The 25,168-nt window shown below is 67.2% G+C and carries 20 protein-coding genes and 1 pseudogene; 16 read left to right on the plus strand and 5 right to left on the minus strand.

Annotated elements, in window-relative coordinates; translation table 11 throughout:
• Positions 1–1,967: ESPR-type extended signal peptide-containing protein (locus RZR99_RS29815; protein WP_323123360.1), on the minus strand; the 1,967-nt coding region annotated here is incomplete at its 3' end.
• 753 nt (positions 1,968–2,720) lie between these two features.
• On the opposite strand from RZR99_RS29815, the gene RZR99_RS29820 reads away from it, so the two are divergent.
• Both RZR99_RS29820 and RZR99_RS29825 read left to right on the plus strand, forming a co-directional pair.
• Positions 2,721–3,791 (plus strand): serine endopeptidase, encoded by a 1,071-nt coding sequence (locus tag RZR99_RS29820; protein WP_323123361.1) that lies wholly within the window; start codon positions 2,721–2,723, stop codon positions 3,789–3,791.
• A gap of 132 nt (positions 3,792–3,923) precedes the next feature.
• Positions 3,924–5,027, plus strand: coding sequence for a DedA family protein/thiosulfate sulfurtransferase GlpE (locus RZR99_RS29825; protein WP_323123362.1), 1,104 nt, complete (start codon positions 3,924–3,926; stop codon positions 5,025–5,027).
• Between the two features lie 456 nt (positions 5,028–5,483).
• On the opposite strand, the gene RZR99_RS29830 is transcribed toward RZR99_RS29825, so the two are convergent.
• Positions 5,484–6,257: an outer membrane lipoprotein gene (locus RZR99_RS29830; RefSeq protein ID WP_323123363.1), complete on the minus strand. Its 774-nt coding sequence runs from the start codon at positions 6,255–6,257 to the stop codon at positions 5,484–5,486.
• Between the two features lie 574 nt (positions 6,258–6,831).
• Here RZR99_RS29830 and RZR99_RS29835 point away from each other — a divergent pair.
• The 6 genes from RZR99_RS29835 to RZR99_RS29860 all read left to right on the plus strand — a co-directional run bounded on the left by RZR99_RS29835 (position 6,832) and on the right by RZR99_RS29860 (position 12,223).
• The gene (locus tag RZR99_RS29835; RefSeq protein WP_323123364.1) at positions 6,832–7,863 is read left to right on the plus strand and encodes an isopenicillin N synthase family dioxygenase; all 1,032 of its coding nucleotides are present in this window, start codon (positions 6,832–6,834) and stop codon (positions 7,861–7,863) included.
• A gap of 80 nt (positions 7,864–7,943) precedes the next feature.
• A complete protein-coding gene (locus tag RZR99_RS29840; protein ID WP_323123365.1) occupies positions 7,944–8,789 on the plus strand; it encodes a MetQ/NlpA family ABC transporter substrate-binding protein in 846 nt (281 codons plus the stop codon).
• Complete coding sequence (locus tag RZR99_RS29845) at positions 8,786–9,769, plus strand: methionine ABC transporter ATP-binding protein (protein ID WP_323123366.1); 984 nt, start codon at positions 8,786–8,788, stop codon at positions 9,767–9,769. The genes RZR99_RS29840 and RZR99_RS29845 overlap by 4 nt, the downstream gene beginning before the upstream one ends.
• The gene (locus RZR99_RS29850; protein WP_323123367.1) at positions 9,766–10,434 is read left to right on the plus strand and encodes a methionine ABC transporter permease; all 669 of its coding nucleotides are present in this window, start codon (positions 9,766–9,768) and stop codon (positions 10,432–10,434) included. Before RZR99_RS29845 ends, RZR99_RS29850 begins: the two co-directional genes overlap by 4 nt.
• A gap of 157 nt (positions 10,435–10,591) precedes the next feature.
• Positions 10,592–11,350: an SDR family NAD(P)-dependent oxidoreductase gene (locus RZR99_RS29855; RefSeq protein ID WP_323123368.1), complete on the plus strand. Its 759-nt coding sequence runs from the start codon at positions 10,592–10,594 to the stop codon at positions 11,348–11,350.
• 12 nt (positions 11,351–11,362) lie between these two features.
• Positions 11,363–12,223 carry a CmcJ/NvfI family oxidoreductase gene (locus RZR99_RS29860; RefSeq protein ID WP_323123369.1) on the plus strand — a complete coding sequence of 287 codons (861 nt, stop codon included), beginning with the start codon at positions 11,363–11,365 and terminating at the stop codon, positions 12,221–12,223.
• Between the two features lie 24 nt (positions 12,224–12,247).
• Here RZR99_RS29860 and RZR99_RS29865 read toward each other — a convergent pair whose 3' ends face one another.
• Complete coding sequence (locus RZR99_RS29865; RefSeq protein WP_323123370.1) at positions 12,248–13,108, minus strand: class I SAM-dependent methyltransferase; 861 nt, start codon at positions 13,106–13,108, stop codon at positions 12,248–12,250.
• A gap of 74 nt (positions 13,109–13,182) precedes the next feature.
• Between RZR99_RS29865 and RZR99_RS29870 the strand changes: the two genes are divergently transcribed.
• The 4 genes from RZR99_RS29870 (at position 13,183) to RZR99_RS29885 (ending at position 18,716) form a co-directional block, all read left to right on the plus strand.
• Positions 13,183–13,650 (plus strand): helix-turn-helix domain-containing protein, encoded by a 468-nt coding sequence (locus RZR99_RS29870; protein ID WP_323123371.1) that lies wholly within the window; start codon positions 13,183–13,185, stop codon positions 13,648–13,650.
• Between the two features lie 503 nt (positions 13,651–14,153).
• Positions 14,154–15,479 carry an amino acid permease gene (locus tag RZR99_RS29875; RefSeq protein WP_407655527.1) on the plus strand — a complete coding sequence of 442 codons (1,326 nt, stop codon included), beginning with the start codon at positions 14,154–14,156 and terminating at the stop codon, positions 15,477–15,479.
• A gap of 135 nt (positions 15,480–15,614) precedes the next feature.
• Entirely contained in the window at positions 15,615–16,736 is a 1,122-nt protein-coding gene (locus RZR99_RS29880; protein WP_323123373.1) for a dienelactone hydrolase family protein, read from the plus strand.
• 180 nt (positions 16,737–16,916) lie between these two features.
• Positions 16,917–18,716: a methyl-accepting chemotaxis protein gene (locus RZR99_RS29885; RefSeq protein WP_323123374.1), complete on the plus strand. Its 1,800-nt coding sequence runs from the start codon at positions 16,917–16,919 to the stop codon at positions 18,714–18,716.
• 273 nt (positions 18,717–18,989) lie between these two features.
• Here RZR99_RS29885 and RZR99_RS29890 read toward each other — a convergent pair whose 3' ends face one another.
• Entirely contained in the window at positions 18,990–19,232 is a 243-nt protein-coding gene (locus RZR99_RS29890; RefSeq protein WP_323123375.1) for a helix-turn-helix domain-containing protein, read from the minus strand.
• Positions 19,233–19,386: 154 nt separating this feature from the next.
• Here RZR99_RS29890 and RZR99_RS29895 point away from each other — a divergent pair, with 154 nt between their 5' ends.
• Together RZR99_RS29895 and RZR99_RS29900 are read left to right on the plus strand one after the other, a co-directional pair.
• On the plus strand, positions 19,387–19,677 hold the full coding sequence (locus RZR99_RS29895) for an H-NS histone family protein (protein ID WP_323123378.1): 291 nt from the start codon (positions 19,387–19,389) through the stop codon (positions 19,675–19,677).
• Between the two features lie 125 nt (positions 19,678–19,802).
• Complete coding sequence (locus RZR99_RS29900; RefSeq protein WP_323123376.1) at positions 19,803–20,618, plus strand: Crp/Fnr family transcriptional regulator; 816 nt, start codon at positions 19,803–19,805, stop codon at positions 20,616–20,618.
• A 157-nt stretch (positions 20,619–20,775) separates the two neighbouring features.
• Here the strand turns inward: RZR99_RS29900 and RZR99_RS29905 are convergent, their stop codons facing one another.
• Complete coding sequence (locus RZR99_RS29905; protein ID WP_323123377.1) at positions 20,776–21,222, minus strand: hypothetical protein; 447 nt, start codon at positions 21,220–21,222, stop codon at positions 20,776–20,778.
• A gap of 1,132 nt (positions 21,223–22,354) precedes the next feature.
• Between RZR99_RS29905 and RZR99_RS29910 the strand changes: the two genes are divergently transcribed.
• Together RZR99_RS29910 and RZR99_RS29915 are read left to right on the plus strand one after the other, a co-directional pair.
• On the plus strand, positions 22,355–22,981 hold the full coding sequence (locus RZR99_RS29910; protein ID WP_323123379.1) for a winged helix-turn-helix transcriptional regulator: 627 nt from the start codon (positions 22,355–22,357) through the stop codon (positions 22,979–22,981).
• A gap of 355 nt (positions 22,982–23,336) precedes the next feature.
• Positions 23,337–25,168: pseudogene (locus RZR99_RS29915) on the plus strand (P-type ATPase); the annotation flags it as partial.

A 25,168-nucleotide genomic window follows, 5' to 3' on the forward strand; every position in this document is an offset into this window, starting at 1 on the left:
CTGAGGCCGGTCGAGAGCGAAGTGATGCCGCTGTTGGCGGTGGACAAGCCGGTTGAAGTCGACGACGACAGCGAAGTAACGGTGCTGTTGGTCGAGCTGAGGCCAGTCGAGAGCGAGGTGATGCCGCTGTTGGCGGTGGACAAGCCGGTGGACGCCGACGACGACAGCGAAGTGACGGTGCTGTTGGTCGAGCTGAGGCCGGTCGAGAGGGAAGTGATGCCGCTGTTGGCGGTCGACAGGCCGGTCGATGCCGACGACGACAGCGAGGTGACGGTGCTGTTAGTCGAGCTGAGGCCGGTCGAGAGGGAAGTGATGCCGCTGTTGGCGGTCGACAGGCCGGTCGATGCCGACGACGACAGCGAGGTGACGGTGCTGTTAGTCGAGCTGAGGCCGGTCGAGAGGGAAGTGATGCCGCTGTTGGCGGTGGACAAGCCGGTGGACGCCGACGACGACAGCGAAGTGACGGTGCTGTTGGTCGAGCTGAGGCCGGTCGAGAGTGAAGTGATGCCGCTGTTGGCAGTCGACAAGCCAGTCGAAGCCGACGACGACAGCGAAGTGACGCTGCTGTTGGTCGAGCTGAGGCCAGTCGAGAGCGAGGTGATGCCGCTGTTGGCGGTGGACAGGCCGGTGGATGCCGACGACGACAGCGAGGTGACGGTGCTGTTAGTCGAGCTGAGGCCGGTCGAGAGCGAGGTGATGCCGCTGTTGGCAGTCGACAAGCCGGTGGATGCCGACGACGACAGCGAAGTGACGGTGCTGTTAGTCGAGCTGAGGCCGGTCGAGAGCGAGGTGATGCCGCTGTTAGCAGTCGACAAGCCAGTCGAAGCCGACGACGACAGCGAAGTAACGGTGCTGTTAGTCGAGCTGAGGCCAGTCGAGAGCGAAGTGATGCCGCTGTTGGCAGTCGACAAGCCAGTCGAAGCCGACGACGACAGCGAAGTAACGGTGCTGTTGGTCGAACTGAGGCCGGTCGAGAGCGAGGTAATGCCGCTATTCGCTGTCGACAGGCCGGTCGACGTGGAGGACGACAGGCTGGTCAGCCCCGAGTTGACGGCAGTGACGGCGAGATTCGTCGCGTTCAGCTGCGAGCCGTTCACGGCGTCGGTGCTCGTCGTCGACAGACGGCCGGCCGCGACATTGGTCAGCGTGCGCTCGCCGCCGACCGTGCCGATGCTGACGGTGGAGCCCGGCGTCGAGCCGGCGAAATTGTAGGTGGTGCCGTTGATGGTCGTGCTGGCCGTGCCCACCGTTGCGGCGGTGGCCGAGCCGGTACCCAGCGCGACGGAGTTCGCGTTGCCCGCCGACGCGCCCTGACCCAGGGCGACGGCGTTCGCCGCGTTCGCGATCGCGGTATTGCCGACCGCCATGCTGCCGGTGCCCGATGCCGTGGCATAGGTTCCGAGCGCGGTGCTGCTGTTGGCCGTCGCGCTGGAGAAGCTGCCGACCGCCAGCGGGGCGACGCTGGCCGCGCTGCCCACGGCGCTGCTGGTCGCCAGGGCGTTGTGGCCGAACGCGATGGAACTGGTACCCGTGGCCGTAGCGCCCGACTGAATCGCCACGGCGTCGTTGCCGTTCGCCACCGCGACATTTGAATTGTTGTCGCCGATCGCGAGCGCGCCGCCGATCGATGAGCTGGCCGATGCGCCCGCGCAGTTCTGGGTTGTCGAGGTGCTCGACGACGAACTGTTCACGCTGCCGTTGTTGCACGCGCCGATCGCGATGTTGGCGAGGCTGGGCGTGGATGCCGCCATCCCGAGCGCCAGCACGATCGCGCCGGCCAACGCCGTGCGCAGGTGCGGAACCGGCGAACCGGCGGCGGCATCGCCGCGCTGCGTCAATCCGGCAACCATCGCGACGAGCTTGCCGAGGGCGGTCCGGTTCGGTTTGCCTCGCGCCGAGGACACTTCGGACACGGCAACCCACGCGCCCAGCGCGTCATTCCAGATTGATCGGTATGTTCGGTTCATGGCAGCAATTCCTCGAGGAGGTCAGTGGTGTCTACCGATCAATCAAGATTGAAATGTCAGATTAAATCGGTTGGAAATTTTTGGTAACGAAAGCGAAAGCGGATTTTATTGAGATAAATGAAAATTGGAATAAGGTAATTGATAAATTTTGTTAATTAAGAGTCAAATATCTAAAAATAGAAAAAGCGTCGAACCCGGCGGCGTAAATTTGACCGCTGGAATGTCAAGTTTCGTTATGAACAGGCGCTGTAAAAACAAGGAGATTGAAGGGCGCGGTGCGTGGACGGCAAACGTTGGCGGAGCGGGGGCGAGACAGCCGGGATGTCGAGTTGGAATTGATGTGATGCGAATCGATGAATTAAATATGCGTATTAAATATTGTTAAATGAGAGATAAAAATAGATTAAGTGAGTAATTGTCTAAATTGACAAATTTCATAAATTTCCATTGGCAAACGTTTTCGGAAAACGGAATGGTCGGTGAAAGATGATGTTCCGGCCCCAGGGCGACTATCCGGGACCGGCGCGTCTATCTCAAAAAATAGCCGGAGCGCGTCTTTCGTCTGACGAATCGGTCGTGCAAGGAGGGGGAGACGGCGCGCCGCTACCCGGCGAACAGTGCGCCGCCGCCGGGAGACCCGGGTATCCGGCGGGTCTCCGGGGGTTGGCTCGCGCGCACCCTTCTGGCAGCATTCGTCAGCTTTTTGTCAACCGGGCGCGGTTTGCCGCCGCGCTCATTCCGGGAGTCGACATCATGTCGAAGGGTTTGCGTCTTTCCGAAGTCTGGTTCCAGCGCGCCTTGTGGATCATCGCGGTGGTGTTCGCCTGCTTTCTGACCGGGCTCGGCGGGTTGATCGTCGGTGACCTGCCGCGTGTCGCGGACGATCTGCCGCAGGCGCAGTTCGTCGACCGCGCCGCCGCGCAGCCGCTCGACCAGAAACTCGCGGCGCTGTCCGCCCAGGTCACGGCGAACCGCGATGCGGCCGACCAGGCGGATGTGCTGCTGAGCGCGGCGCAGCAGGACACGCGGCAGGCGAAGGAGGCGTTCCAGGCGGCGGCGTCGGCGCGCCACGTCACGGATCGGGCGGACGAGGATCCGTCGGTGATCCAGCACGCGCGCGCGGTCGAGGCCGCGACTCAGCGCGAGCGCGCGGCGCAAGCGCGCGTCGCCGATCTCAAGCAGCAGGGCTCGGCGCTGGCGCGCGAGCGGGCGGGCGTCTCGACGGCGCGCGCCGCGCTCGACGACGACGCGCACACCCGGCTCGAAGCCGCGCAGCGCAAACAGGAACTGCGGGTGTTCGGGGTGCGCCTGCTGTTCACGCTGCCGCCGCTGCTGATCGCCGGCTGGCTGTTCGCGAAGAAGCGCTCGAGCCGCTACTGGCCGTTCGTCTGGGGTTTCATCTTCTTCGCGCTGTACGGCTTCTTCGTCGAACTGGTGCCTTACCTGCCGAGCTATGGCGGCTACGTACGCTACATCGTGGGCATCGTCGCGACCGTGGCGGCCGGGCAGTACGCGATCCGCGCGCTGTCCCGCTATCTCGAGCGGCAACGGCAGGAGGAGCAACGGCCGGATCAATCGCGGCGGGAGTCGATCGAGGCGGTCACGGCCTATGCGCGGATCGACAAGAAGATCTGCCCCGGCTGCGAACGGCCGCTCGATACCGCCGATCCGCACCGCAATTTCTGTCCGCATTGCGGGATCGGCGTATTCGATACCTGCGGCAGCTGCAACACGCGCAAGAATGCGTTCAGCCGTTTCTGCCCGGCGTGCGGCGTGCCGGCCAGCGGCGCGCCGGCGCGCGCGACGGCCGGCCGGGCGGGCTGAGCGGCCGACGCTTGCGGCGGGGGCCGAGCCGGCGGGGTGACGCGAGAACGCCGCCGGGGCGGGCGGTCCGCCGTTGCGCGATCGCAGCGGCCGCCGGTCCGCCGCAAACAGGTGTAATCAAACCTGTTTAGAATGCGAAGGACACCGGAATGCATCGCGCACGCCGGTCGACCGGTGCGTCCGGCATCCGTCGCATTCGAGGAGCGGTCCGTGTGGCAATTTCCCGTAGCAATCCCGTCCTCGCTCGGCCCCTGGGCCGTTTTTCTCAGCGTCCTCATCACGCAGCTCGGCATGCCGGTGCCGGCGGTGCCGATGCTCATTCTCGGCGGCACCATGGCGGCGATGGGGCAGGCGTCCTACGCAAGCATGTTCTGTGCCGCGATCGGCGCGACGCTCCTCGCGGATTCGCTGTGGTTCTTCGCCGGACGCGCCCGCGGCCGGCGTCTCCTCAACGGGCTGGTGCGGTATTCGTTGTCGCTCGACGCGACGCTGCGCATCGCGCGCAACGTCTTCGAACGCTACGGTGCGCCGCTACTGGTGCTCGCCAAATTCCTGCCGGGCCTGGGGCTGATTTCCGCGCCGCTGCTCGGCACTACCGCCGTCAACGTGCGGGTGTTCCTGTTCTGGGATCTGGCGGGCGCGACGCTGTGGGCGAGCGTCTGGCTGCTCGGCGGCGCGGTGCTGCACGACGAGATCGTGCAGCTGGTGCTGTGGGTGCGGCATAGCGGCGGCACGGTTTTCGATGCGTTCGCCGCGATTTTCGTGACTTTCCTGCTGTATCGGTGGGTGCGGCGCATGCAGTTCCGGCGCTGGCTCGCCAAGGTGAGAATCAGCCCGCAGCAGCTCGACGAGATGATGAAATCGAACGCGCCGCCGCTGATTTTCGATGCGCGTCCGCGCGCGGTTCGGGAAAAGGAAGCCTACCGGATCGCCGGAGCCTATCCGCTCGACCTCGATTCTCCGGACCAACTGGATCCGGAGTGCCTGAAACGGCCGATCGTCGTGTACTGCGTGTGTCCGAACGAGGCGACCGCGAAGCGGATCGTCAACCAGTTGCACCGCAAGCATATCCACAACGTGCGGGCGCTGAAGGGCGGGCTCGACGCGTGGGAGAAGCACGGCTTTCCGGTCGAGCCGCTGCCGCTCGATTTCGACACGGCCCGCTCCGGCGCCGCGCAGCGGGCAGCCGACGACGACGGCCAGGAATACACGGTGCGCGCGCGTTTGTCGGATTGAGCGGACCCGGCAGCCCGCTGCGCGGCTGCCGTACCGGTCTCGCCCTCGCCCGGCGGTTACCCGCGGCCGTCCCGGCCGATCTCATCCAGTTCGTGGCGCACCTCATCCGTCGGCACGTACCGTGGCGCCTGCATGTTTTTGTGCAGATGCCCGAGCGACGACGTGCCGGGCATCAGCGGAATATCGGGGGCGCGCCGGAGGAGCCGGGCGAGCGCCGCCTCGGTAGGTCAGCCGCTTCCGGTTCCGGGGGACGGGTGTAAGGGGGCGGCGTTCGCCTCGGGGTACTCGCACCGCTATCCGCACCGCTCATGCGCCTCCGAGGCGGGATGCGGCGTCTCGTACCCGCGACGCCGGTGAAGATGCTTCCGGCGTGGGCGGGCGGATCGGCCGGGCCGTGATACGCATGCCGCCGGGCGCACACGCAATGCATCGTGCCCGCGCCCGCGAGCCGGCTGCTCAATACCGTGACAACTGGCTGCCGTTGACCTGCACCCGGTCGCCCGGACGCAGATCGCCCGGACTCTGCATGTCGAACGAGCGTGTCGAGCCGTCGCTCAGTTGCACGTCGACACGGTAGCCGGCCGGCTGCGCGCCCACTTGCTGGCCAATCTGATTGCCGGCGACGGCACCGCCCAACGCGCCGATCACGGTGGCGGCATCGCGGCCGTGGCCGCGCCCGATCTGGTTGCCGAGCACGCCGCCGACGAGTGCGCCGACGACGGTCCCCGCGACGCCGGACGCGCTCGTTGCGCCGCCGATCGGCTGGATGCCGGCGACCGTGCCGTACTGGACGCCGTAGCCGCCGGATTGCGGATAGGGCGATTGCGCGGGGGCCGGCTGACCGTAGCCGGGAGGCTGGCCATACGTCGGTTGGCCGTAGCCCGGTTGACCGTCACTCGGTTGACCGTAGCCGGGCGGATTGGCGTAGCCCTGCTGGTCGTAGCCTGGTTGGCTGTTTCCCGGCTGGTTGTAGCCCGGCTGGTTGTAGCCCGGCTGGCTGTAGCCCGACTGGTTGTAGCCGGGCTGGCCGTATGCCGGCTGCGATGCATAGCCGGGCTGACCATAAGCGGGCGCCGAGTAGGCCGGCTGGCCGTACTGCGGCTGCGAGCCGCCGTATTGGCCGTAACCGGGCGCCACGCAGGCGCTCAACGAAAGCGCCGCGCCGGCCACGAGGCTGACGAGCAGGGTGGTCCGGACGGCATCCGGACGGGTGATCGATTGGATCGGCATGGACGTGGCGTTCGTGAAAAGACGAATGGATTCGGCGGCAGACGGGCTGGAGTATAGGGAAGCCGCCGCCGGTTGATGCATCGCGGCGCGTAACGATGTGTAAAGTCTGTTGCCGCCGGATCGGCGCGCGTCGATTCGTGGAGAGGATCGATGCGCAAAGCCCGTTGCCGGGCGATCGGCAGACGACGCGAGGAACCGGGCCGGTATGAGGAATCCGTCGCGCATGCGGTGCGATTGATACGCGAGCGTGTAAGCGAAACGCGTTCACCGGCGCTGCGGGATCGAGCAGCCGAGCCGGCGCCGGCATTGCATCGCCGACGCGCCCGCGCGATCGATCGGAGCGCGCGGGTGGCCCGTCCCGCGCGCATCCGCCGCCGGCGGCCGCTTGCGACGCATCAACACAGTCCCCGTTCGCAGCTATCCATAGCGCATTTTGTTGTTTTGCCGGCTTCAACCGCTTTGCTAGCATCGATCGCCTGATTTCTCTCCGGCGCGCGGCGCAACGGCGGCATGCGGGCATCCCGCATCGAAGCACGGCGGCGCGCGCCATCGAACCCGAAGCCGAGACGCGCTCATGCCGATCCAACAACAATACGCTCTGCCGATCCTGGACCTTGCCGCATTCGACTCGTCAGATCCCGAGGCCCGTACTGCATTCCTCGACCAGCTTCGCCACGCGGCTCGCGAAGTCGGTTTCTTCTATCTGCGCGGCCACGGTATCGACCCGTCGCTGGCCGAGGAGATTCAGGCGCTGTCGCGGCGTTTCTTCGCACTGTCCGGCGAGGACAAGCACGCGCTTGACATGGCGAACTCGCCGCATTTTCGCGGCTATACCCGCGCGGGCGACGAACTGACGCGCGGCAAGCGCGACTGGCGCGAACAGTTCGATATCGGCGCGGAGCGCAGCGTGATCGGGCAGGCCGACGGCGTGCCGGTGTGGACTCGCCTGCAAGGGCCGAACCAGTGGCCCGCCGCGCTGCCGGAACTGAAGCCGGCGCTGCTGCGCTGGCAGGCCGCGCTGACGCAGGTCGCGATCCGCCTGCTCGGCGCGTTCGCCGCCGCGCTCGATCAGCCGGAGCGCGCGTTCGAGCCCATCTACGGCGAGACGCCGAACGAGCATATCAAGCTGATCCGCTATCCGGGCCGCGATGCGACGCAGGACGATCAGGGCGTCGGTCCGCACAAGGACTCGGGTTTTCTGAGTTTCCTGTTGCAGGACGGGCAGGGCGGTCTCCAGGTTGCGGCCGACGACGGGACGTGGATCGATGCGGCGCCGTTGCCGGGCACGTTCGTCGTGAACATCGGCGAGCTGCTGGAACTCGCGACCAACGGCTATCTGCGCGCGACCGTCCACCGGGTCGTCACGCCACCGGCCGGACGCGACCGGCTGTCGATCGCCTTCTTCCTCGGCGCAAGGCTCGATGCGACCGTGCCGTTGCTTGCGTTGCCGCCGGCGTTGGCCGCGCAGGCGCGAGGGCCGGCGAGCGACCCGGACAATCCGCTGTTCCACGACGTCGGGCCGAACTACCTGAAAGGGCGGCTGCGTTCGCACCCGGATGTTGCCCGACGTCATTATCCGGACGTGCTCGCCGCGCAAGCGGCGTAACGCTGCGCGCGGCGCGTCGGATGTGCCGCGCCGGATACCGGCGGCGGCTTCCCGCTCATTTCCTCTTTCACAGGTCTGCCATGCTTGCTTTCACGTCCGGACACAGGGTCCGCTTCATCGGTTTCTTCGCCGCGCTCGCGGCCGCGTTCGCGTTGACCGGCCCGGCCCGCGCGGCGGATGCGCCGCCGCTGCGGATCGCGGCGGATGCGGTGCCGCATGCCGAGATCCTCGCCTATGCGCAGAAGATCACGCCGGGGCTGAAGCTCGACATCATCGAAATTCCGAACGGCGTGAACCCGAACGAACTGCTCGCGCACGGCGACGTCGATGCGAACTACTTCCAGCATGTTCCCTATCTGCATTCGCAGGAACAGGCGCTGGGCCAGACGTTCGTGGTCGCGGCGGCCGTGCACATCGAACCGCTGGGCGTGTACTCGCGCAAGTACAGCCGTCTCGACCAGGTGCCGGACGGCGCGACGGTCGCGGTGCCGAACAATGTGACCAACCTGAGCCGCGCGCTGTTCCTGCTGCAGGGCCAGGGCCTCGTCAAGCTGAAGGCGGGCGTGACGGGCGCGGAGCGCAGCCTGGCGACGCCGCGCGACATCGTGTGGAACCCGAAGCATCTGAAGGTGCTGGAGATCGAATCGCCGCAGCTGCCGCGCTCGCTCGACGACGTCGCGCTCGCGGTGATCAACGGCAACTATGCGCTCGAAGCGGGCCTGTCGCCCGCGAAGGACGCGCTCGGACTCGAAGCGGTCGCGGGCAATCCGTACGCGAACGTGCTCGTGACCACGCCTCGGCTCGCGAGCGATCCGCGCATCAAGCGGCTGGCCGACGTGCTCGCGTCCGCGCGGGTCGGGGCCTACATTCGAGAGCGCTACCGGGGCTCGGTGATTCCCGTGCATCCGGCGGGAAGCGGATCGTGATCCGGATCGAACGTCTGCGCAAGGTGTACGCAGCCGGCGCGCGCGAGTGCGTCGCGCTCGACGACGTATCGCTGGAGATCGCGAGCGGTTCGATCTTCGGTATCGTCGGCCAGAGCGGCGCGGGAAAGAGCACCCTGATCCGCAGCCTCAATCTGCTCGAAACGCCGAGTGCCGGCCGCATCTACATGGACGGCATCGAACTGACCGCGCTGAAGCCCGCCGAGCTTCGGCGCGCGCGCCGCAGGATCGGCATGATCTTCCAGCATTTCCATCTGCTGCACGCGCGCACGGTCGCCGACAACATCGCGGTGCCGCTGGAGATCATCGGCGTTGCGCGTGCCCGACGCGCCCGGCGCGTGGCGGAGCTGCTGGAACTCGTCGGCCTCGACGACAAGGCGCACGTGTATCCGTCCCAGCTGTCGGGCGGGCAGAAGCAGCGCGTCGGCATTGCCCGCGCGCTGGCCGCCGAACCTGCCTGCCTGCTGTGCGACGAAGCGACGAGCGCACTCGACGCACAGACCACGCGGCAGATTCTGGACCTGCTGCGCGATGTCAATGCGCGGCTCGGCGTCACGATCGTGCTGATCACGCACGAGCTTGACGTCGTGAAGGCGATCTGCGATTCCGCGGCGCTGCTCGATGCCGGCAAGGTGGTTGAAGCCGGGCCGCTCGCGCGTCTGCTGGCGGATCCCGCGTCGCGGCTCGGGCGCGCGTTGCTGCCGGCCTGCACGGACACGGCGGCGAGCGGCGCGAACGCCGAACTGATCTTTACCGACACGCTGCGGGCTTCGCCCGTGCTCAGCGCGCTCGCCCAGCAGCATGCGGTCGACGTCACGCTGCTGAGCGGCGGCGTCGAGGCGATCGGCGGGCAGCGCGTCGGGCGTCTGCGCGTCGGATTTCGCGCGCGGGAGGGGCGGGTCGACGTGGGCGAGGTACTCGCGTTCCTGAACGCTCGCGGCGTCCGCGCGGAGCCGCTATGAATCCGCAGGACTGGCGCGAGGTCGCGTCGCTGGTCGCGGGCGGCACGGCGCAGACGCTATACATGGTCGCGCTCGCCACGCTTGCCACCGTCGCGGCGGGACTGCCGCTCGGCGTATTGCTGTGCGTCGCGCGCAAGCCGGGCGCGCTCGACGCGCCGCGACTGGCCGCCGCGCTGGGCTTCGTCGTCAATCTCGGCCGTTCGGTGCCGTTCGTCGTGCTGCTGATCGCGCTGATCCCGCTCACCCGGCTGATCGTCGGCACGAGTCTCGGCAGCACCGCGGCCGTCGTACCGCTCGCGATCGGCGCGATTCCGTTCTTCGCGCGCGTGGTCGAGGCGGCGCTCGACGACATCGATCGCGGCCGCATCGAGGCGATCGTCTCGATGGGCGGTACCGCGCGGCACGTTGTGCAGAAAGTGCTGCTGCCGGAAGCCTTTCCTTCGCTGCTGGCCGGATTGACCCTGACGGTCGTGATGCTGATCGGCTTTTCCTCGATGGCGGGCGTGGTGGGCGGCGGCGGACTCGGCGACCTGGCGATCCGCTACGGCTATCAGCGCTTCAACCAGCGCGTGATGATCGCGACCGTGATCGTGCTGATCCTGCTGGTGCAGGCGGTGCAGATGCTCGGCGAGCGCCTCGTCCGCTCGCTCGCGCATCGCCGCTGACTGGCCGCGCGGCGGCCTCTATGCCAGCGTCGCTCGCAGGGTTTTCGAAACGGTCTATGCTCGTTCAACCGCTGCGTGTCGCGTTCGCAGCGGTGTCGATAAGCTTATTGCGTTTTCTTCTTTCCTTCGCCGGATGCGGCGTTATAGGGTCAACGACATGGCACGGACATCGTCATCTTCCTCTCTTCCGCTGGCCTGGATCGCGGGCGTCGGCCCGAGTGCCGGGCTGGGCGCCGCGCTCGGCCGACGCTTCGCGCAAGGCGGCCTCGCCGTCGTGCTCACGGGGCGCACGGCGGCACGTGTCGAAGCCGCGGCCGCGGATATCCGTGCGCAGGGCGGCGTCGCGCATGCGTTCGCCGGCGACATCGCGAGCGAGGCGGACGTGCGGCGCATCGCGGCCGACGTGCGCGAACTCGGCGTGCTGCAGGCGGCGGTGTTCAACGCGGGCAATGCCGTGCGCGGTCCGACGCTCGAATTGAGCGTGGCCGATTTCGAGCTCGCGTGGCGCACCAACGTGATCGGCGGCCTGCTGTTCGCGCAGGCCGCGCTGCCGCAGTTGCTCGATGCGGATGACGGCGCGCCGCGCAGCGTGCTGTTCACCGGCGCGACCGCGTCGCTGCGCGGCCGAGCGCCGTTCGCGGCTTTTGCGTCGGCGAAGGCCGGGCTGCGGTCGCTGGCGCAGACGCTCGCGCGCGAGTTCGGTCCGCAAGGCATCCACGTCGCGCACACGGTGATCGACGGCGGCATCGACGGCGAACGGTTGCGGCAGGCGGCGCCGCAGCGTGTCGCGCAGGCGGGCGACGACGGGCTGTTGTCGCCCGACGCGATCGCGGAGAGTTATTGGCAAGTGCATCGGCAGCATCGCAGTGCGTGGACGCATGAGCTCGATCTGCGTCCGTACAGGGAATCGTTCTGACGAGGAATCGCGATGGGTACGGTACTGGAACAATCGCCGCGCGTGCAACGCGGCGGCGAAGTGGAAGCGGAAGTGAATTATCTGGCGCCGGGCGTCGAGCGTCCGGTGTCCTATACGTTCGAACCGCCGCCCGGCACGCCGTGGGTGACGGGCGCGCTGGCGCCGCGGCGCGTGACGATCCGCGATGCGCGGCCGCTGGCGGCGGCCGGCGAGTTCGGCCTCGACAGGAGCGGCTTCGAGCTGGTGTCGCACCGGACGGCGCTCGGCGATTTCGCCGACGACGCGGCGATCCGCTCGATCTATTACGCGGAAGTCGATGCGCTGCTGCGCGCCGCCACCGGCGCGGAGAAGACCGTGATCTTCGATCACACGCTGCGCGACAGCGCGCAGGGCTCGCGCAAGACCGCGCAACTCCGCGAGCCGGTCCGGCGCGTACACAACGATCAGACCTTCGTGTCGGCGCCGCGCCGTGTGCGCGATCACCTGCCGGCGGAAGAGGCCGATGCGCGTCTGCGCCAGCGCTTCGCGATCCTGAACGTCTGGCGGCCGCTCGACGTCGTCGAGCGTTTGCCGCTCGCATTGTGCGACGCGCGCTCGATCGCGCACGGCGATCTGGTGCCGAGCGATCTGGTGTATCCGGACAAGGTGGGCGAGACCTATTCGATCACCGCGAACCCTGCTCATCGGTGGTACTACTTTCCGCGCTTGCGGCCCGACGAAGCGTTGCTGCTGAAAATCTACGATTCGCTCGACGACGGCCGCGCGCGTCTGACCGCGCATACCGCGTTCGACGATCCGGGCACGCCGGAAACGGCGCCGCCGCGCCGCAGTATCGAAGTGCGCGCGCTGGTGTTCTGGCCGGCCGCCGAATGATGCGCCGCGCGGCCGCGCGCGCCGTCAGGCGCGGCTCGCGGCCGACGCGCGAGCACGGACCATCCAGCACGCCGCGACGAAGCGCACCACCTCGCCATCCACGTACGGCTCGAACGCAGCGCGCATCGTGTCGATGACGCGCGCGCGGGCGGACGCATCCACGTCCCGAAGCCTCAGCCCGACGGGGCCGAGGCGGGACAGATAGCCGGTCAGCGCCGGTTCGGGCAGCGTGCAGTCGACGTCGATCGGCCGGATGTCGATATCGAACCAGCCGCCTTCTTCCAGAATCGAGGCGATCCGCCGAGGGTCCGCGAACGCGAACTGTCCGGGTGCGCCAGGCTCCCGCGCGGGGAGGTCCGGCAGTAACGGCGCCGCCACGCGTTCGGCGCTCGTCATGAACGGGTTGTCGGCGGCGCTGCGCCAGGCGACGATGCGGAGTTCGGCGGCGTCCGTCGCCGCGCGCCGCAGGTTCGCGAACGCGCGGCCCGGCGCATCGAAGAACATCACGCCGAAGCGCGACAGGATCAGGTCGACGCTCGCGGGTTCGAATGCATGCGTCTGCGCGTCGGCGAGCACGAAGTCGGCCGGCGCGGTGTCGCGCGTCGCGCGCGCCCGCGCGGCGGCCAGCATCGGCCCGGAAATATCGACACCGGTACAGCGGCCCTGCGCGCCGAGCCGCCGCGCGGCGGCAAGCGTGGTGCCGCCGGTGCCGCAACCGACATCGAGCACCCGCAGTGCGCATCCGGCGGGAATCGCTTCGACGAGCAAGGTTTCGATCGGCTTGAACATCTGGTCGATCGACGCCTGGGTATCGACCCACGCGTGTCCCGCGTGTCCGTTCCAGAGGTCGGCCTGTTCGCGATTGATCGAGGGCGCGGCGTTCATGGCGAGTTCCTTTGCATGCAGTCGAGAATCGGAAGCTACACTGTGCCGGTTCAAGCCGACTTGAGGTCAAGAGGGTGAATAAACTGGATATAGGCGAAGTGGCGGAGCGCTCCGGCGTGCCCGCATCGACACTGCGGTTCTACGAGGAAAAGGGGCTGATTGCGTCCGTCGGGCGCCGCGGGCTGCGCCGACTGTTCGACGCCGAGGTGCTGCAGCGGCTCGCGCTGATCACGCTGGGGCAGGCCGCGGGCTTCTCGCTCGACGAGATCGCGCGCATGGTCGGGCCGCACGGTGAGCCGTGTCTCGACCGCCAGGCGATGACGGCGAAAGCCGACGAACTGGACCGCACGATCCGTCGCCTGAGCACGATGCGCGACGGCCTGCGGCACGCGGCCGCGTGCTCCGCGCCGACCCACATGGAATGCGCGGTTTTCCTGCGCATCCTGCGGGCCACCGCGTTCAACGCGCGCAGCAACACCAGGCCGCGCGAGCCCGTGAACGCCGTGGCGAGCGCGCGGCCGGCGCGCCGCGCGGCACGATAGCGAACGAGCGGCCGAATAATCGAGTGGCGAGCAGGGACAAATTATCCCTATAATCGGCGCTGCATTTCGACTGGGTGGGCGTGATTGAATCGAAACGCCGACACCCCTTCCGAGACTCGCTCGACAATCGTCGCCCACCGGCTCGCGCCGGACGCTTGTGCCTCGCGTGCTGCGTTGTCCGGCGCGCGCGAAGCCGTCATGCGTCGCGCGCACAAACCCGTGTCGGACGGCGTCTCGGATCATTCGGCGCCACGCCCGATCGACCGGGGTCGCGCATTCGCATTATTGCGATTGACGGGTTGAATCAATTTGATTTCGACGTGTTCTCGATAGCGATGCAAGATCGTCTTCGCCGCATCCCGAATCGTTGGCGCCGCATGCCGGCCGTTCCGTTTCGACACAATAGCGGCGGCTCGCGCGTGCGATCCGCCAGGAGACAGATCCCAGTGAAAACCCAAGACGAACAGCTGCACCGCGGCCTGGAAGAACGGCACATCAACCTGATGGCGCTCGGCGCGACGATCGGCGTCGGCCTGTTTCTCGGGTCGGCCGTCGCGATCCGGACCGCCGGCCCGGCCATCCTGCTGACCTACATCCTCGGCGGCATCGCGATCTTCCTGATCATGCGCGCGCTCGGCGAAATGGCGATTCACAACCCCGTCGCGGGCGCCTTCAGCCGCTACGCGCAGGATTATCTCGGCCCGCTCGCGGGCTACCTGACCGGCTGGACCTACTGGTTCATGTGGATCGTCACCTGCATGGCGGAGATCACCGCGGTGGGCGTCTACATGCACATGTGGTTCCCCGACGTGCCGAACTGGATCTGGACGTTCGCCGCGCTGATCCTGATGGGCGCGGTGAACTTCATCGCGGTCAAGCTGTACGGCGAGTTCGAATTCTGGTTCGCGCTGATCAAGATCGTGACGATCGTGCTGATGATCGTCAGCGGCGGCTTGATGATCACGCTCGGGTTCGGCAACGGCGGCGTCGCGACCGGCATCTCGAACCTGTGGACGCACGGCGGCTTCATGCCGAACGGCTTCTCCGGGGTGATCGACGCGCTGCCGATCGTGATGTTCGCGTACCTCGGCGTGGAGATGCTGGGCCTGACGGCCGGCGAGGCGCGCAATCCGGAGAAGTCGCTCGCGAGGGCGGTGAATTCGGTGTTCTGGCGCGTCGTGATCTTCTACGTGGGCGCGCTGTTCGTCATCATGTCGATCTACCCGTGGAACCAGATCGGCACGCAGGGCAGCCCGTTCGTGATGACGTTCTCGCGGCTCGGCATCCCGGCCGCGGCGGGCATCATCAACTTCGTCGTGCTGACGGCCGCGCTGTCGTCGTGCAACAGCGGCCTCTTCAGTACCGCGCGCATGCTGTTCAATCTCGCGCAGCAAGGGCAGGCGCCCGCCGGGCTCGGTTCGGTCAATCGCCGGGGCGTGCCGGTGTACGGCGTGCTGATCTCGGTGGCGCTGCTGCTCGTCGGCGTCGTGCTGAACTACTTCGCGCCGCAGAAGGTGTTCGTGTGGCTGACGTCGGTATCGACGTTCGGCGCGATCTGGACCTGGGGCATCATCCTGATCGCGCAACTGCGCTTTCGCCGCCACATTTCGAGCGAACAGCTCGCGCGCCTGCCGCTGCGGGTGCCGTTCTATCCGCTGTCGTCGTTCGTCGCGCTCGCGTTCCTCGCGTTCGTGGTCTGCCTGATGTCGCTGTCGCCCGACACGCGCGTCGCGCTGGTCGTCGGTCCGCTGTGGATCGCCGGCCTCGCGATGTTCTACTACGGCTACTACGCGGGACGCCGCGCGCCGTCGGTGTCGCCGGACGCCTGACACCGGCTCCGGCATGCCGCGTGGCGTTCATCGAGCGCTTGCGCGGTGCGCGCGAGCCGTAGCAAGATGCCCGCATTTCCCGGCGGCGCCGCGCGGCGCCGCCCGGTCCGTCTGTAGGGCGAACGAAAGGCGAACATGAAACTGGCTCGGCGCGGGTGGGGATGGGCGGCGGCGTGCATGCTGCTCTGGGTGGCGATGCCGGCGGCCCGGGCGGGCGGCATGCGCGACGATATCGTCAAGGTCGAGAAGTCGCGCGGCCTGTTCGGCGTCAAGCTGACGGCGCGCGTTTACGCGCCGCTCGGCGACGGGCCGTTTCCGCTCGTCGTCATCAATCACGGCAAGGCGAGCGGCAATCCGGCGTTCCAGAAGGATCGCGGCTACTACTTCCAGGCCCGCGAATTCGTGAAGCGCGGCTATGCGGTGCTCGTGCCGACCCGCCAGGGCTTCGGCTCGTCGGGCGGCGTGTATCGCGACGGCGGCTGCGACATCCCCGAAACCGGCCGCCTGCAGGCCGACGACATCGAAGCGGCGATTGCCTACGCGAAGACCCTGCCGTTCGTCGACGCGCAGCGCATCGTCGTGATCGGCCAGTCGCAAGGCGGGCTCGCGACGATGGCGCTCGGCGAGCGCAATCTGCCGGGCGTGCTCGGCCTGATCAACATGGCGGGCGGCATGCGCCGGGACAGCTGCAACGGCTGGGAGCGCTCGGACGTCGACGCATACGCGCAATACGGCGCGAAATCGAAGGCGCCCGCGCTGTGGATGTACGGCGACAACGATTCGTACTGGGGGCAGACGCTGCCGAAGTCGATGTACGACGCGTACGTGGGCGCGGGCGCGGCCGCGCAGTGGGTCGACTACGGCACGTTCGGCCGCGATTCGCATCAGACCTTCGCGTCCCGCGACGGGATGCCGCTCTGGCTGCCGGTCTACGCGCGCTTCTTCACGTCGCTCGGCCTGCCGTTCGATGTCCGCGGCAGCCTGCGCAGCCCGGGCGACGGCCCCGACGTCGAGAACGTCGACGCAGTGCCGCTGGCGGGTAGCCACGCGCGGGCGCTGTACGAGGCTTTCCTCGGGGCCGATCCGCGCGCGCACCGCGCGTTCGCCGTATCGGCCAGCGGGCATTGCGGCTTCGCGACCGGCGACGATGCGGCCAGACAGGCGCTCGCCTACTGCGCGGAGCATACGCGGGGCGCGTGCGTGCTGTATGCGGTCGACGAGCGGGTGGTGTATCAGCAGGCGGACAGCAAGGAATAGCGGTACGCCCGCGCCGAGCACCTGTGCGCCGCCATTCCGGCGGACGCTTAAAACCGTCGGCGAAACCTCGGCGCAAATGCTCGATCCGCGAACATTTTCCTCAAGTATCCGGCGCATGGGCCGTATACAGAGGCACTTCCGTCCACCGGGCGTCACAGCTCGCTCCTCAGAGTCGTTGCCATGCTTTCGTCTATCCGCGCGCGCATCATCGCCGCCAGCGTTGCCATCGTCGTGTTCGCGCTGCTTGCCAGCACGCTGCTCAATTACATCGTCGCGAAGTCGTATAACGACGACACGATCAACCGCAACCTGATCGCCGTCGCGAACGGCCACGCGGTCGGGATCCGCGATTGGGTCGCATCGAAAAGCCAGATGGTCGCGTCGCTGCAGGATGCGGTGCTGTCGCCCGATCCGATTCCCGCGCTCAAGCAGGTGGCCGCCGCGGGCGGCTTCACCAACGTCTATGTCGGGTATGCCGACAAGACCGCGAAGTTCTCGGACGCGAGCGGCATCCCGGCCGACTACGATCCGACCGGCCGCCCGTGGTACCGGCAAGCCGCCGATGCGGGCAAGGCGGTCGTCACGCCGCCCTACGTGGATGTCGGCACCGGCAAGCTGGTCGTCGCGTTCGCCGTTCCGGTGGTGCGCGACGGCGTGCTGAAGGCGGTGGTGTCGGGCGACGTCGCGATGGACAGCGTGATCGCGAACGTGAAGGCGATTCATCCGACGCCCGCGAGCTTCGGGATGTTGATCGACAGCGGCGGCCATATCGTCGCGCATCCCGATCCGAAGCTCACGTTGAAGCCGGTGGCGGAATTCGCCCCCGATCTGAAGGACGTCAACCTCGCCTCGCTCGCGAACGCAGCGGCTCCGCTGGCCGTGCGGGTCGGCGACGACGAGAAGCTGGTGCGCGCGCTGCCGATCGCGGGCACCGACTGGTATGCGCTCGTCGCGCTCGACCAGTCCGAGGCGACGGCCGGCATGCGTTCGCTGCTGAGCACGGCGATCGTGTCGCTGGTCGCGATCGTCGTGCTCGCGTCGCTGATCGTCGGCGCGATCACCGCGACCGCGTTCAGGCGGTTGTCGATGGTGCGCGAGGCGATGGCGGCGATCGGCTCCGGCACGGGCGACCTGACGCAGCGTCTGCCCGCCGACGGCCGCGACGAAGTGACCGATATCGCCCGCTCGTTCAATGCGTTCGTCGACAAGCTGAATCACGTGATGGTGCAGATCCGCGATGCGAGCGAATCGGTGCGGACCGCCGCCAACGAGATCGCGGCCGGCAATCTCGACCTGTCGTCGCGCACGGAATCGGCGGCGGCGAGCCTGCAGCAGACGGCCGCGTCGATGGAGGAGATCACCGCGACGGTCGGCCAGTCGGCGAACGCGGCCGGGCAGGCCGACGAACGCGCGGCGGCGGCGTCGAAGATCGCGTCGCACGGCGGCGTGGTGGTCGCGGACGTAGTTGCGACGATGGAGAAGATCGAAGGCGCGTCGAGCCGCATCGGCGACATCATCGGGGTGATCGACGGCATCGCGTTCCAGACCAACATCCTGGCGCTGAACGCGGCGGTCGAGGCGGCGCGCGCGGGCGAGCAGGGGCGCGGTTTCGCGGTGGTCGCGGCCGAGGTGCGAAGCCTTGCGCAGCGCAGCGCGCAGGCTGCGCGCGAGGTGAAGGTACTGGTCGAGTCGACGGTCGCGAGCGTCGGCGCGGGATCCGGCCAGGTACGGCAGGCGGGCGAGACGATGCGGGAGATCGTCAGCAACGTGTCGAACGTGACGACGATCATCTCCGAGATCACCCACGCGGCGAACGAGCAGACGCGCGGCATTCAGGAGGTCAACCGCGCGGTCACGCAGCTCGACGAGATGGTCCAGCAGAACGCGGCGCTGGTCGAGCAGTCGACGGCTGCCGCTACCGCGCTGCAGGCCCAGGCGCACACGCTGGCGGCGACGGTGGGGCAGTTCAAGGTGGCGTGACGGACCGGGCGACGGCGCCCGGCGCGGCGGTGTCTTGCCGCCGCGCGCCGGACTGGAGGATTGACTCAGGGTGTCGCCGCCGGGCAACAGACGCAGCGCGTGCCGGAACCGGGCGCGACGCCCGAAAGGCCCGGGAGCGCATTGAATGGGTTTTACATGCGGAATTGCATTAAATGATAAAAAAAAGCAATGCGCGGCCTTCACCGATTTTTGCGTTGCAGCAAGAAATCTTCACGGGAATCCCGCCGCGTAATGCCGATGCGTTATGCCGCGTCATCCGCCCGCGTCCATTAAATTCAGTACCGCATCGCCGGGTTCCACGCCGCAATGACGGCACCAGTCCAGATAGAAAAGGATGTCGACATAACGCTCGCCGCGCTCGATCTTGGATAGATAAGACTGATCGATCCGCAGGCGTTCCGCGAGCTGTGTTTGGGTGAGACCGGCCGATCTTCTCAGCGCACGCAGATGTGTGCGCAAGATGACATAACGGGGGTGGTGAATGGAAGGGAGCATGGGCGAATGCTCCCTGCTGAATCAAAATAGGCCACATTGGCCTATTTGAGCTATGATAACCGAATCCCGGCTGCGAAATACAAATCACTCGAAGATGACGCGCGGTTACGGCGTGGATCGGCCGGGAGTGACGTATTCATACGGGGAAATCGGAATGGCAACATACAAGGAATTGCTCGCCAGATTGAATGATTTGACTCAACAGGCGAAAGCGGTACGTGAAACGGAACTGGAAACCATTGTCGCGGATATTCGGCAGAAAATCGCCGACTATGGCTTGACCGAACGCGATCTGTTTCCGCCGCGCCTGGGTCGTCCGAAGAAGATCGAGCAACAGCCGAAACCCAAGTACCGCGATCCGAAGACGGGCGCGACGTGGACCGGCCGGGGCCGCGCCCCGGCGTGGATCGTCGGCAAGAATCGCGAGCACTTCCTGATCGGCTAGCCCGCCCGGTGCGCGGCGGGGGATAAGCACATAAAAAAGAAGTCTTTTACGCGGGCGCGGAAGGCTGGTTAGATCGTTCGAGCGATTGCCGCCTTCTTCCCCCTTGCGTAATGTGCCGTCCCACCATGAGCGATCTCACCGAAGCAGTCCAGCCTGGCCGTCCGGCGCTCGTGCCGGGTATCTCGTTCGCATCGTTCGCGCTGCCGTTCGCGCCGCATCGCGACGGCCGCACGCTCGATGCGCGCACCCGCCGCGCGATTCATGCGGCGTTCACGGCGAACCCCTGCCTGCGCGACTGGCCGGCGGAGTCGATCGATGCGTTGTGCGATGCCGGGCGGCTGCGCACCTGGATGAACGGCGAGCTGATCTTCGCGCGCGACGCGCCGTGCGACGACATTCAGGTCGTGCTCTCGGGCGCGATCGAGATGAGCTGGACCAGCGCGGCCGGCGCGCGCGCGGTGGCCGTCTACATGTGGCCCAACGAGGTCATCAACTTCATCCCGGTGATCGACGGCGGCGGATCGATGCACGATCAGCGCGCGCACGGTCCGACGACGCTGTTCCATATTTCCCGCGATGCGCTGTTCGCGCAGTTCGCGCGCGAACCCCGGCTGCTGCGCGGCGTGCTCGACCTGATCTGCATGCGCAGCCGCGCGCTGCACCGGCGCATCGGCAAGACCGCGCTGTCGGGATTTCGCGCAAGGCTGGCCGATCAGTTGCTGGTACTCGCCGAGTGGCATGGACAGGCCACGCCGCGCGGCATCGAGCTGACGATCCGGCTGTCGCAGGAAGATCTGGCGTCGCTGCTGGTGGCGTCGCGGCAGAGCGTGAACAAGGAGGTGCGCCGGCTCGTGCAGCAGCGCGTGATCGACGCGCAGTACAGCCGCATCACGATCCTCGATCCCGACAGGCTGCGGGCGATCAGCGAATGCGATGAATAGCGGCGGCGGGCGGATGGGCATCCGCGAGCGCCGATCGGCTGGCAGCATCGGGGCGGCATGGGCGTGCGCGGCCAAGCTTCCGGTTCCTGCACGCCGGCATGTCGCACAAGGACCGGCCGACGACCGGTCTTCGGCCGAGTCCGACGACCACGGCGCGTCAGCCCGGTTCGAGGGGGAACGTGATGCCCTCCACCGTGCTCTCGAACTGCTTCCACGCGCTCATGTAGCGCTGCATCGGGACAGCCGCAAGCTGCTCGTCGTGCAGCATCAGCAACAGATGGAGGGTCTTGTACTCCCGATCCAGCAGCAGCCATCGCTCGCCGCGCTCGGCTCGGGCGACGCAGCGGCCGAGCGCGGCTCCGGCGCGTCGAAACGGGTCGGTCTCCGAGCCGGAGGCGGTCACGTCGCGTAGATGGAACGCGAGGCGGGCCGCTCTGAGCAAACAGATCAGCCCCTCCCGGTTGCCGCGACCGTCGCGCATCGCGACGAGCGCCAGATGGTGTTCGAGCGAGCGGGCGCGGACCTCGGCGGCCGACAGACGCGGGCACGGTTCAGGTATCGGCGGCACGTCGCCGCAACAATGCGCTTGAGTGGGAAGCGTCATCGGTTCTCCCGTTCGACGATAGGGGCCGCGCGGCATCGCGCGGTTGCGTCGACGTCAGAGATAGACGGCGATGAAATGCAGATACAGCCTGATCGGCATCGGAGAGGGGACGCCGCTTCCCGACGCGGGGGGTGCCCCGGATGCCGGCGGCACGGCGGGGCGGCCGGATGGCGGAGCCGGACGGCAGCGTTTTCGCGGAACGGTCCGCGACAGCAGATAAGCGCGCGAGATGCGCAGAAATGGTTCGAGATGCACGATTCGACTCCCGTCGCGCCTCGCGGGGAGGCGACGTGAATTGACGGCTCTCGGTCGCGCGGAGGCGATGACCGGTGGCCGTCTCGATAGGGGGAGCGTACTGCGGGACGAACCGGCATGCGGTTCGGAGCAAGTGCGCTGTTCCGGCCATCCCGGACCAGCGACGAAAGGAGGCGCGGAGTCGCTAGTGCGGGATGGCCGTCGGGATGCCGGCTTGACCCGGCATTCGACTGTCGCTACTAGGGCTTGTGTCCATGAAGGACTCTCCTTGATTCAAACATCGCGGATTCTATGTCAATCCGCGTCGGCGTGACAAGACGAAATACTACGTTCTGCTTAGCGGCCTGACGCGCCGCCGTTGCAGTCGACATGGCGGGATTCCCATGAGCGCATCGCGGCTATGCCGATTTGGTGAATGGCGGCGCGCATTGATGACGCGCGAGATTTCCGGATGGCGTTGGCGACGGAAAATACTTCCCCGCAAGCGTTGACTCGCTCTCGGTAAGCGATCAGAATCGCTCGAATTTCCCGGAAAAGGATGACTGCCTTGGACAGTAGCGACAGTAGACCCTCGCTTGCCTGATCCGGCTGACGCCGCGCACTGATTTTCCGTTGCCGCCGTTCTGCCGCCAGGTCGAACGGTGCGCGTCGAAGTTTCTTCTTCTCGCTCCCGTGTATTCATTTTTCCGCCGGTTGGCCAAGGGTTTCCCGCGTCCGCCCGGTGGGGCTTTCGTTCGTCTCCGTCGTCAAGGCGGGCAGACGCGCGGCGTCGCGCGTCCGCTCCCGATACGGGCGGTCGGCGAAAGCGACATGCCAATCGGGTAGACGCATGCATAACATCTGTCGGATGTCGGCGGGCGCGGGCAGAGTGCTCGCGATGGAGCGGGATGTCTCGGCCGCGAACGAGTGGATCCGGGTTCTGACGGACCATCGATTCGAGGTCGATCTGGCGACGACACCGGGAAACGCGGTCCAGCGTAAGCCGCTCGGGCGCTATGACGCCGTCGTCATCGGACGCATGACGCCCGATGACGATCGTTCCGGGGTCGGGCGCGTGCTGCGCGATGCCGGATATGCGGGGCCCGTGATCGTGGTCGGCGCGACGGAGGCACCGGACGGGGGCCGGCGCGGGTCGCAGGCGCAAGCGGCCGGACCCCGCACGAGATCGTGCGGCGTCGACCAGTTGATGTGCCGGTTGTTGTATCCGGCGCGCCTCTGGCTCGACGATCTCGAGCTGGATATGCCGGGGCGCATCGCCTACCGCGCGGGCCGGGCGATTCCGCTGCGGCCGATCGAGTACCGGCTGCTTGCGTACATGTTCCGGCATAGCCGCCGCGTGCTGACGCGCGAGCGGCTGTTCGAAGCGATATGGGGATTCAGGCATAACCCCGGGCTGGGGGCCATCGACACGCATCTCGCCCGGTTGCGGCGGAAGATCGATCTGCCTCACGAAACGCGGCTCGTCAGGGCCGTTCGCAACGATGGATATTGGCTGGGCGCCTGAAGCGCGCGGAGCGGAGCGAACGCGATCGTGGCCCGGCCGGCAGTGGCTTTACCGGCGCGGCAGGCCGATCGCATCACACGAACGTGCCGCTTCATGCTTGTCCTTGGCCGCGTGGGCGGCGGGGAAGGCGCCGCCAAGCAACCCGTAGAGAGGAGTCCGGATGGAAGAAGACGGAAGTAGTCGATTGCGGCCCGCCGGTGCGATTGCGTGCGCTCACGCATCCGTACCGGCAAGCGAATCCGGTTCTCAGGACATTCAGCCGACCGTCCGCGTCGCGACGCGGCGGCGGGCATTCGCGCGTTGATCGGACGGGGAGGCTTGCCGCTGGTCGTCGGCGCGGCATATGGAGCATCCCATGGCACCTCCCACCTCATCCCGAAGAAAACAGCGCGGTTTCCTCAATTACGCATCGAACGAATATGGCCGCGTGGTGCGCCCGCTGCGCGTCGCGCACGAATCGGCGCAGCCGCTCGAAGACACGCTGAAGAACCTGCACGTGGGTACGCGAGGCCTCACGTTCTCGCAGGCAGAGGACCGGCTGCTGCTCGAAGGTCCGAACGAAATCGCACACGACAAGCCGCCGCACTGGGCGCGCCAGCTGATGCGGTCGTTCAACAATCCGTTCGTGTATGTGCTGCTGGTGCTGGCCGCGATCAGCTTGTGTACCGACGTGGTCTTCGCGCCCGCCGAAAAGCGCGCATACGCGAGCGTCACGATCCTGCTGACGATGGTCACGATCAGCGCGCTGTTGCGGTTCGTGCAGGAGTTCCGCTCGCTGCGCGCGGCTGAAAAGCTGCGCGCGATGGTCCGTACCACGGCCACGGTCCAGCGCCGCGTGAACGATTTCACGAGCCCGATGCGCCGCGAGGTGCCGCTGCGCGACGTCGTGCCTGGCGACATCGTGCATCTGTCGGCGGGCGACATGATTCCCGCCGACGTGCGGCTGCTGTCGTCGCGTGATCTCTTCGTCAGCGAGGCGGCGCTGACCGGCGAGTCGCTGCCGGTCGAGAAATACGACATGTCCGGTCCGGCGCAACGGCAGATCGTCCCGCCGAGACCGGCGCAGCCCGAGGACGCCGGCAGCCTGCCCGATCTCGCGAATGTGTGTTTCATGGGAACCAGCGTCGTCAGCGGCATCGCGACGGCGGTTGTCGTCGCCACGGGCGAGCACACCTATTTCGGCCAGCTCGCGGACCACGTCGCGAGCCGCAAGCGGATCGAAACGAGCTTCGAGCGCGGCGTGTCGAGCGTGAGCTGGCTGCTGATCCGCTTCATGCTGGCGATGGTGCCGGTCGTGTTCATGATCAACGGCCTGACGAAGGGCGACTGGCTGAGCGCGCTCACCTTCGCGCTGGCCGTCGCGGTCGGCCTCACGCCGGAAATGCTGCCGATGATCGTGAGCGCGAACNAAGGGCGACTGGCTGAGCGCGCTCACCTTCGCGCTGGCCGTCGCGGTCGGCCTCACGCCGGAAATGCTGCCGATGATCGTGAGCGCGAACCTCGCGCGCGGCGCGATGGCGATGGCGCGCCGCAAGGCGGTGGTCAAGCGGCTGAGTTCGGTGCAGAACCTCGGTGCGATGAACGTGCTCTGCACCGACAAGACCGGCACGCTCACGCAGGACCGGATCGTCCTGGAGCATCACCTCGACGTGCTCGGTCAGCGGAGCGACGACGTGCTGCGGCTCGGCTGGCTCAACAGCCATCACCAGAGCGGCCAGAAGAACCTGATCGACATCGCGATCGTCAACCGCGCGAACGAACTGGGCGAGCGGGCGAAGCCGTCGGACTACCGGAAGATCGACGAACTGCCGTTCGACTTCGTGCGCCGACGGTTGTCGGTCGTCGTCGAGGACGCGCGCGGCGAGCATCTCGTCGTCTGCAAGGGGGCAGTCGACGAGGTGTTGGCGGTCTCCACGCGGATTCAGGACGGGGGCCAGGTGTCCGCGCTCGATTTCGTCGCGCGCAAACGGCTGCTCGAACAGGCGAACGCCTATCACGAGGACGGTTTCAGGGTGCTGCTGGTTGCGACCCGAGCCGTCGTGCGCGGCGAGGAGCGCGCGCAGTACCGGATCGCCGACGAATGCGATCTCGTGGTGCGCGGCTTCCTGATCTTCCTCGATCCGCCGAAGGAATCGGCCGCGCCGGCGCTCGCCGCGCTGCGCGAGAACGGGGTCGACGTGAAGGTGC

Source organism: Burkholderia alba (assembly GCF_034721475.1).
Taxonomy (GTDB): Bacteria; Pseudomonadota; Gammaproteobacteria; order Burkholderiales; family Burkholderiaceae; genus Burkholderia; species Burkholderia alba.

What these genes read in the sequence shown, in the direction of transcription:
- RZR99_RS29820 (WP_323123361.1), top strand. Translation starts at nt 2,721, where the DNA reads ATGTCGAAGGGTTTGCGTCTTTCCGAAGTCTGGTTCCAGCGCGCCTTG.
- RZR99_RS29825 (WP_323123362.1), top strand. Translation starts at nt 3,924, where the DNA reads ATGCGAAGGACACCGGAATGCATCGCGCACGCCGGTCGACCGGTGCGT.
- RZR99_RS29830 (WP_323123363.1), bottom strand. Translation starts at nt 6,257, where the DNA reads ATGCCGATCCAATCGATCACCCGTCCGGATGCCGTCCGGACCACCCTG.
- RZR99_RS29835 (WP_323123364.1), top strand. Translation starts at nt 6,832, where the DNA reads ATGCCGATCCAACAACAATACGCTCTGCCGATCCTGGACCTTGCCGCA.
- RZR99_RS29840 (WP_323123365.1), top strand. Translation starts at nt 7,944, where the DNA reads ATGCTTGCTTTCACGTCCGGACACAGGGTCCGCTTCATCGGTTTCTTC.
- RZR99_RS29850 (WP_323123367.1), top strand. Translation starts at nt 9,766, where the DNA reads ATGAATCCGCAGGACTGGCGCGAGGTCGCGTCGCTGGTCGCGGGCGGC.
- RZR99_RS29855 (WP_323123368.1), top strand. Translation starts at nt 10,592, where the DNA reads ATGGCACGGACATCGTCATCTTCCTCTCTTCCGCTGGCCTGGATCGCG.
- RZR99_RS29860 (WP_323123369.1), top strand. Translation starts at nt 11,363, where the DNA reads ATGGGTACGGTACTGGAACAATCGCCGCGCGTGCAACGCGGCGGCGAA.
- RZR99_RS29865 (WP_323123370.1), bottom strand. Translation starts at nt 13,108, where the DNA reads ATGAACGCCGCGCCCTCGATCAATCGCGAACAGGCCGACCTCTGGAAC.
- RZR99_RS29875 (WP_407655527.1), top strand. Translation starts at nt 14,154, where the DNA reads ATGGCGCTCGGCGCGACGATCGGCGTCGGCCTGTTTCTCGGGTCGGCC.
- RZR99_RS29880 (WP_323123373.1), top strand. Translation starts at nt 15,615, where the DNA reads ATGAAACTGGCTCGGCGCGGGTGGGGATGGGCGGCGGCGTGCATGCTG.
- RZR99_RS29885 (WP_323123374.1), top strand. Translation starts at nt 16,917, where the DNA reads ATGCTTTCGTCTATCCGCGCGCGCATCATCGCCGCCAGCGTTGCCATC.
- RZR99_RS29890 (WP_323123375.1), bottom strand. Translation starts at nt 19,232, where the DNA reads ATGCTCCCTTCCATTCACCACCCCCGTTATGTCATCTTGCGCACACAT.
- RZR99_RS29895 (WP_323123378.1), top strand. Translation starts at nt 19,387, where the DNA reads ATGGCAACATACAAGGAATTGCTCGCCAGATTGAATGATTTGACTCAA.
- RZR99_RS29900 (WP_323123376.1), top strand. Translation starts at nt 19,803, where the DNA reads ATGAGCGATCTCACCGAAGCAGTCCAGCCTGGCCGTCCGGCGCTCGTG.
- RZR99_RS29905 (WP_323123377.1), bottom strand. Translation starts at nt 21,222, where the DNA reads ATGACGCTTCCCACTCAAGCGCATTGTTGCGGCGACGTGCCGCCGATA.
- RZR99_RS29910 (WP_323123379.1), top strand. Translation starts at nt 22,355, where the DNA reads ATGGAGCGGGATGTCTCGGCCGCGAACGAGTGGATCCGGGTTCTGACG.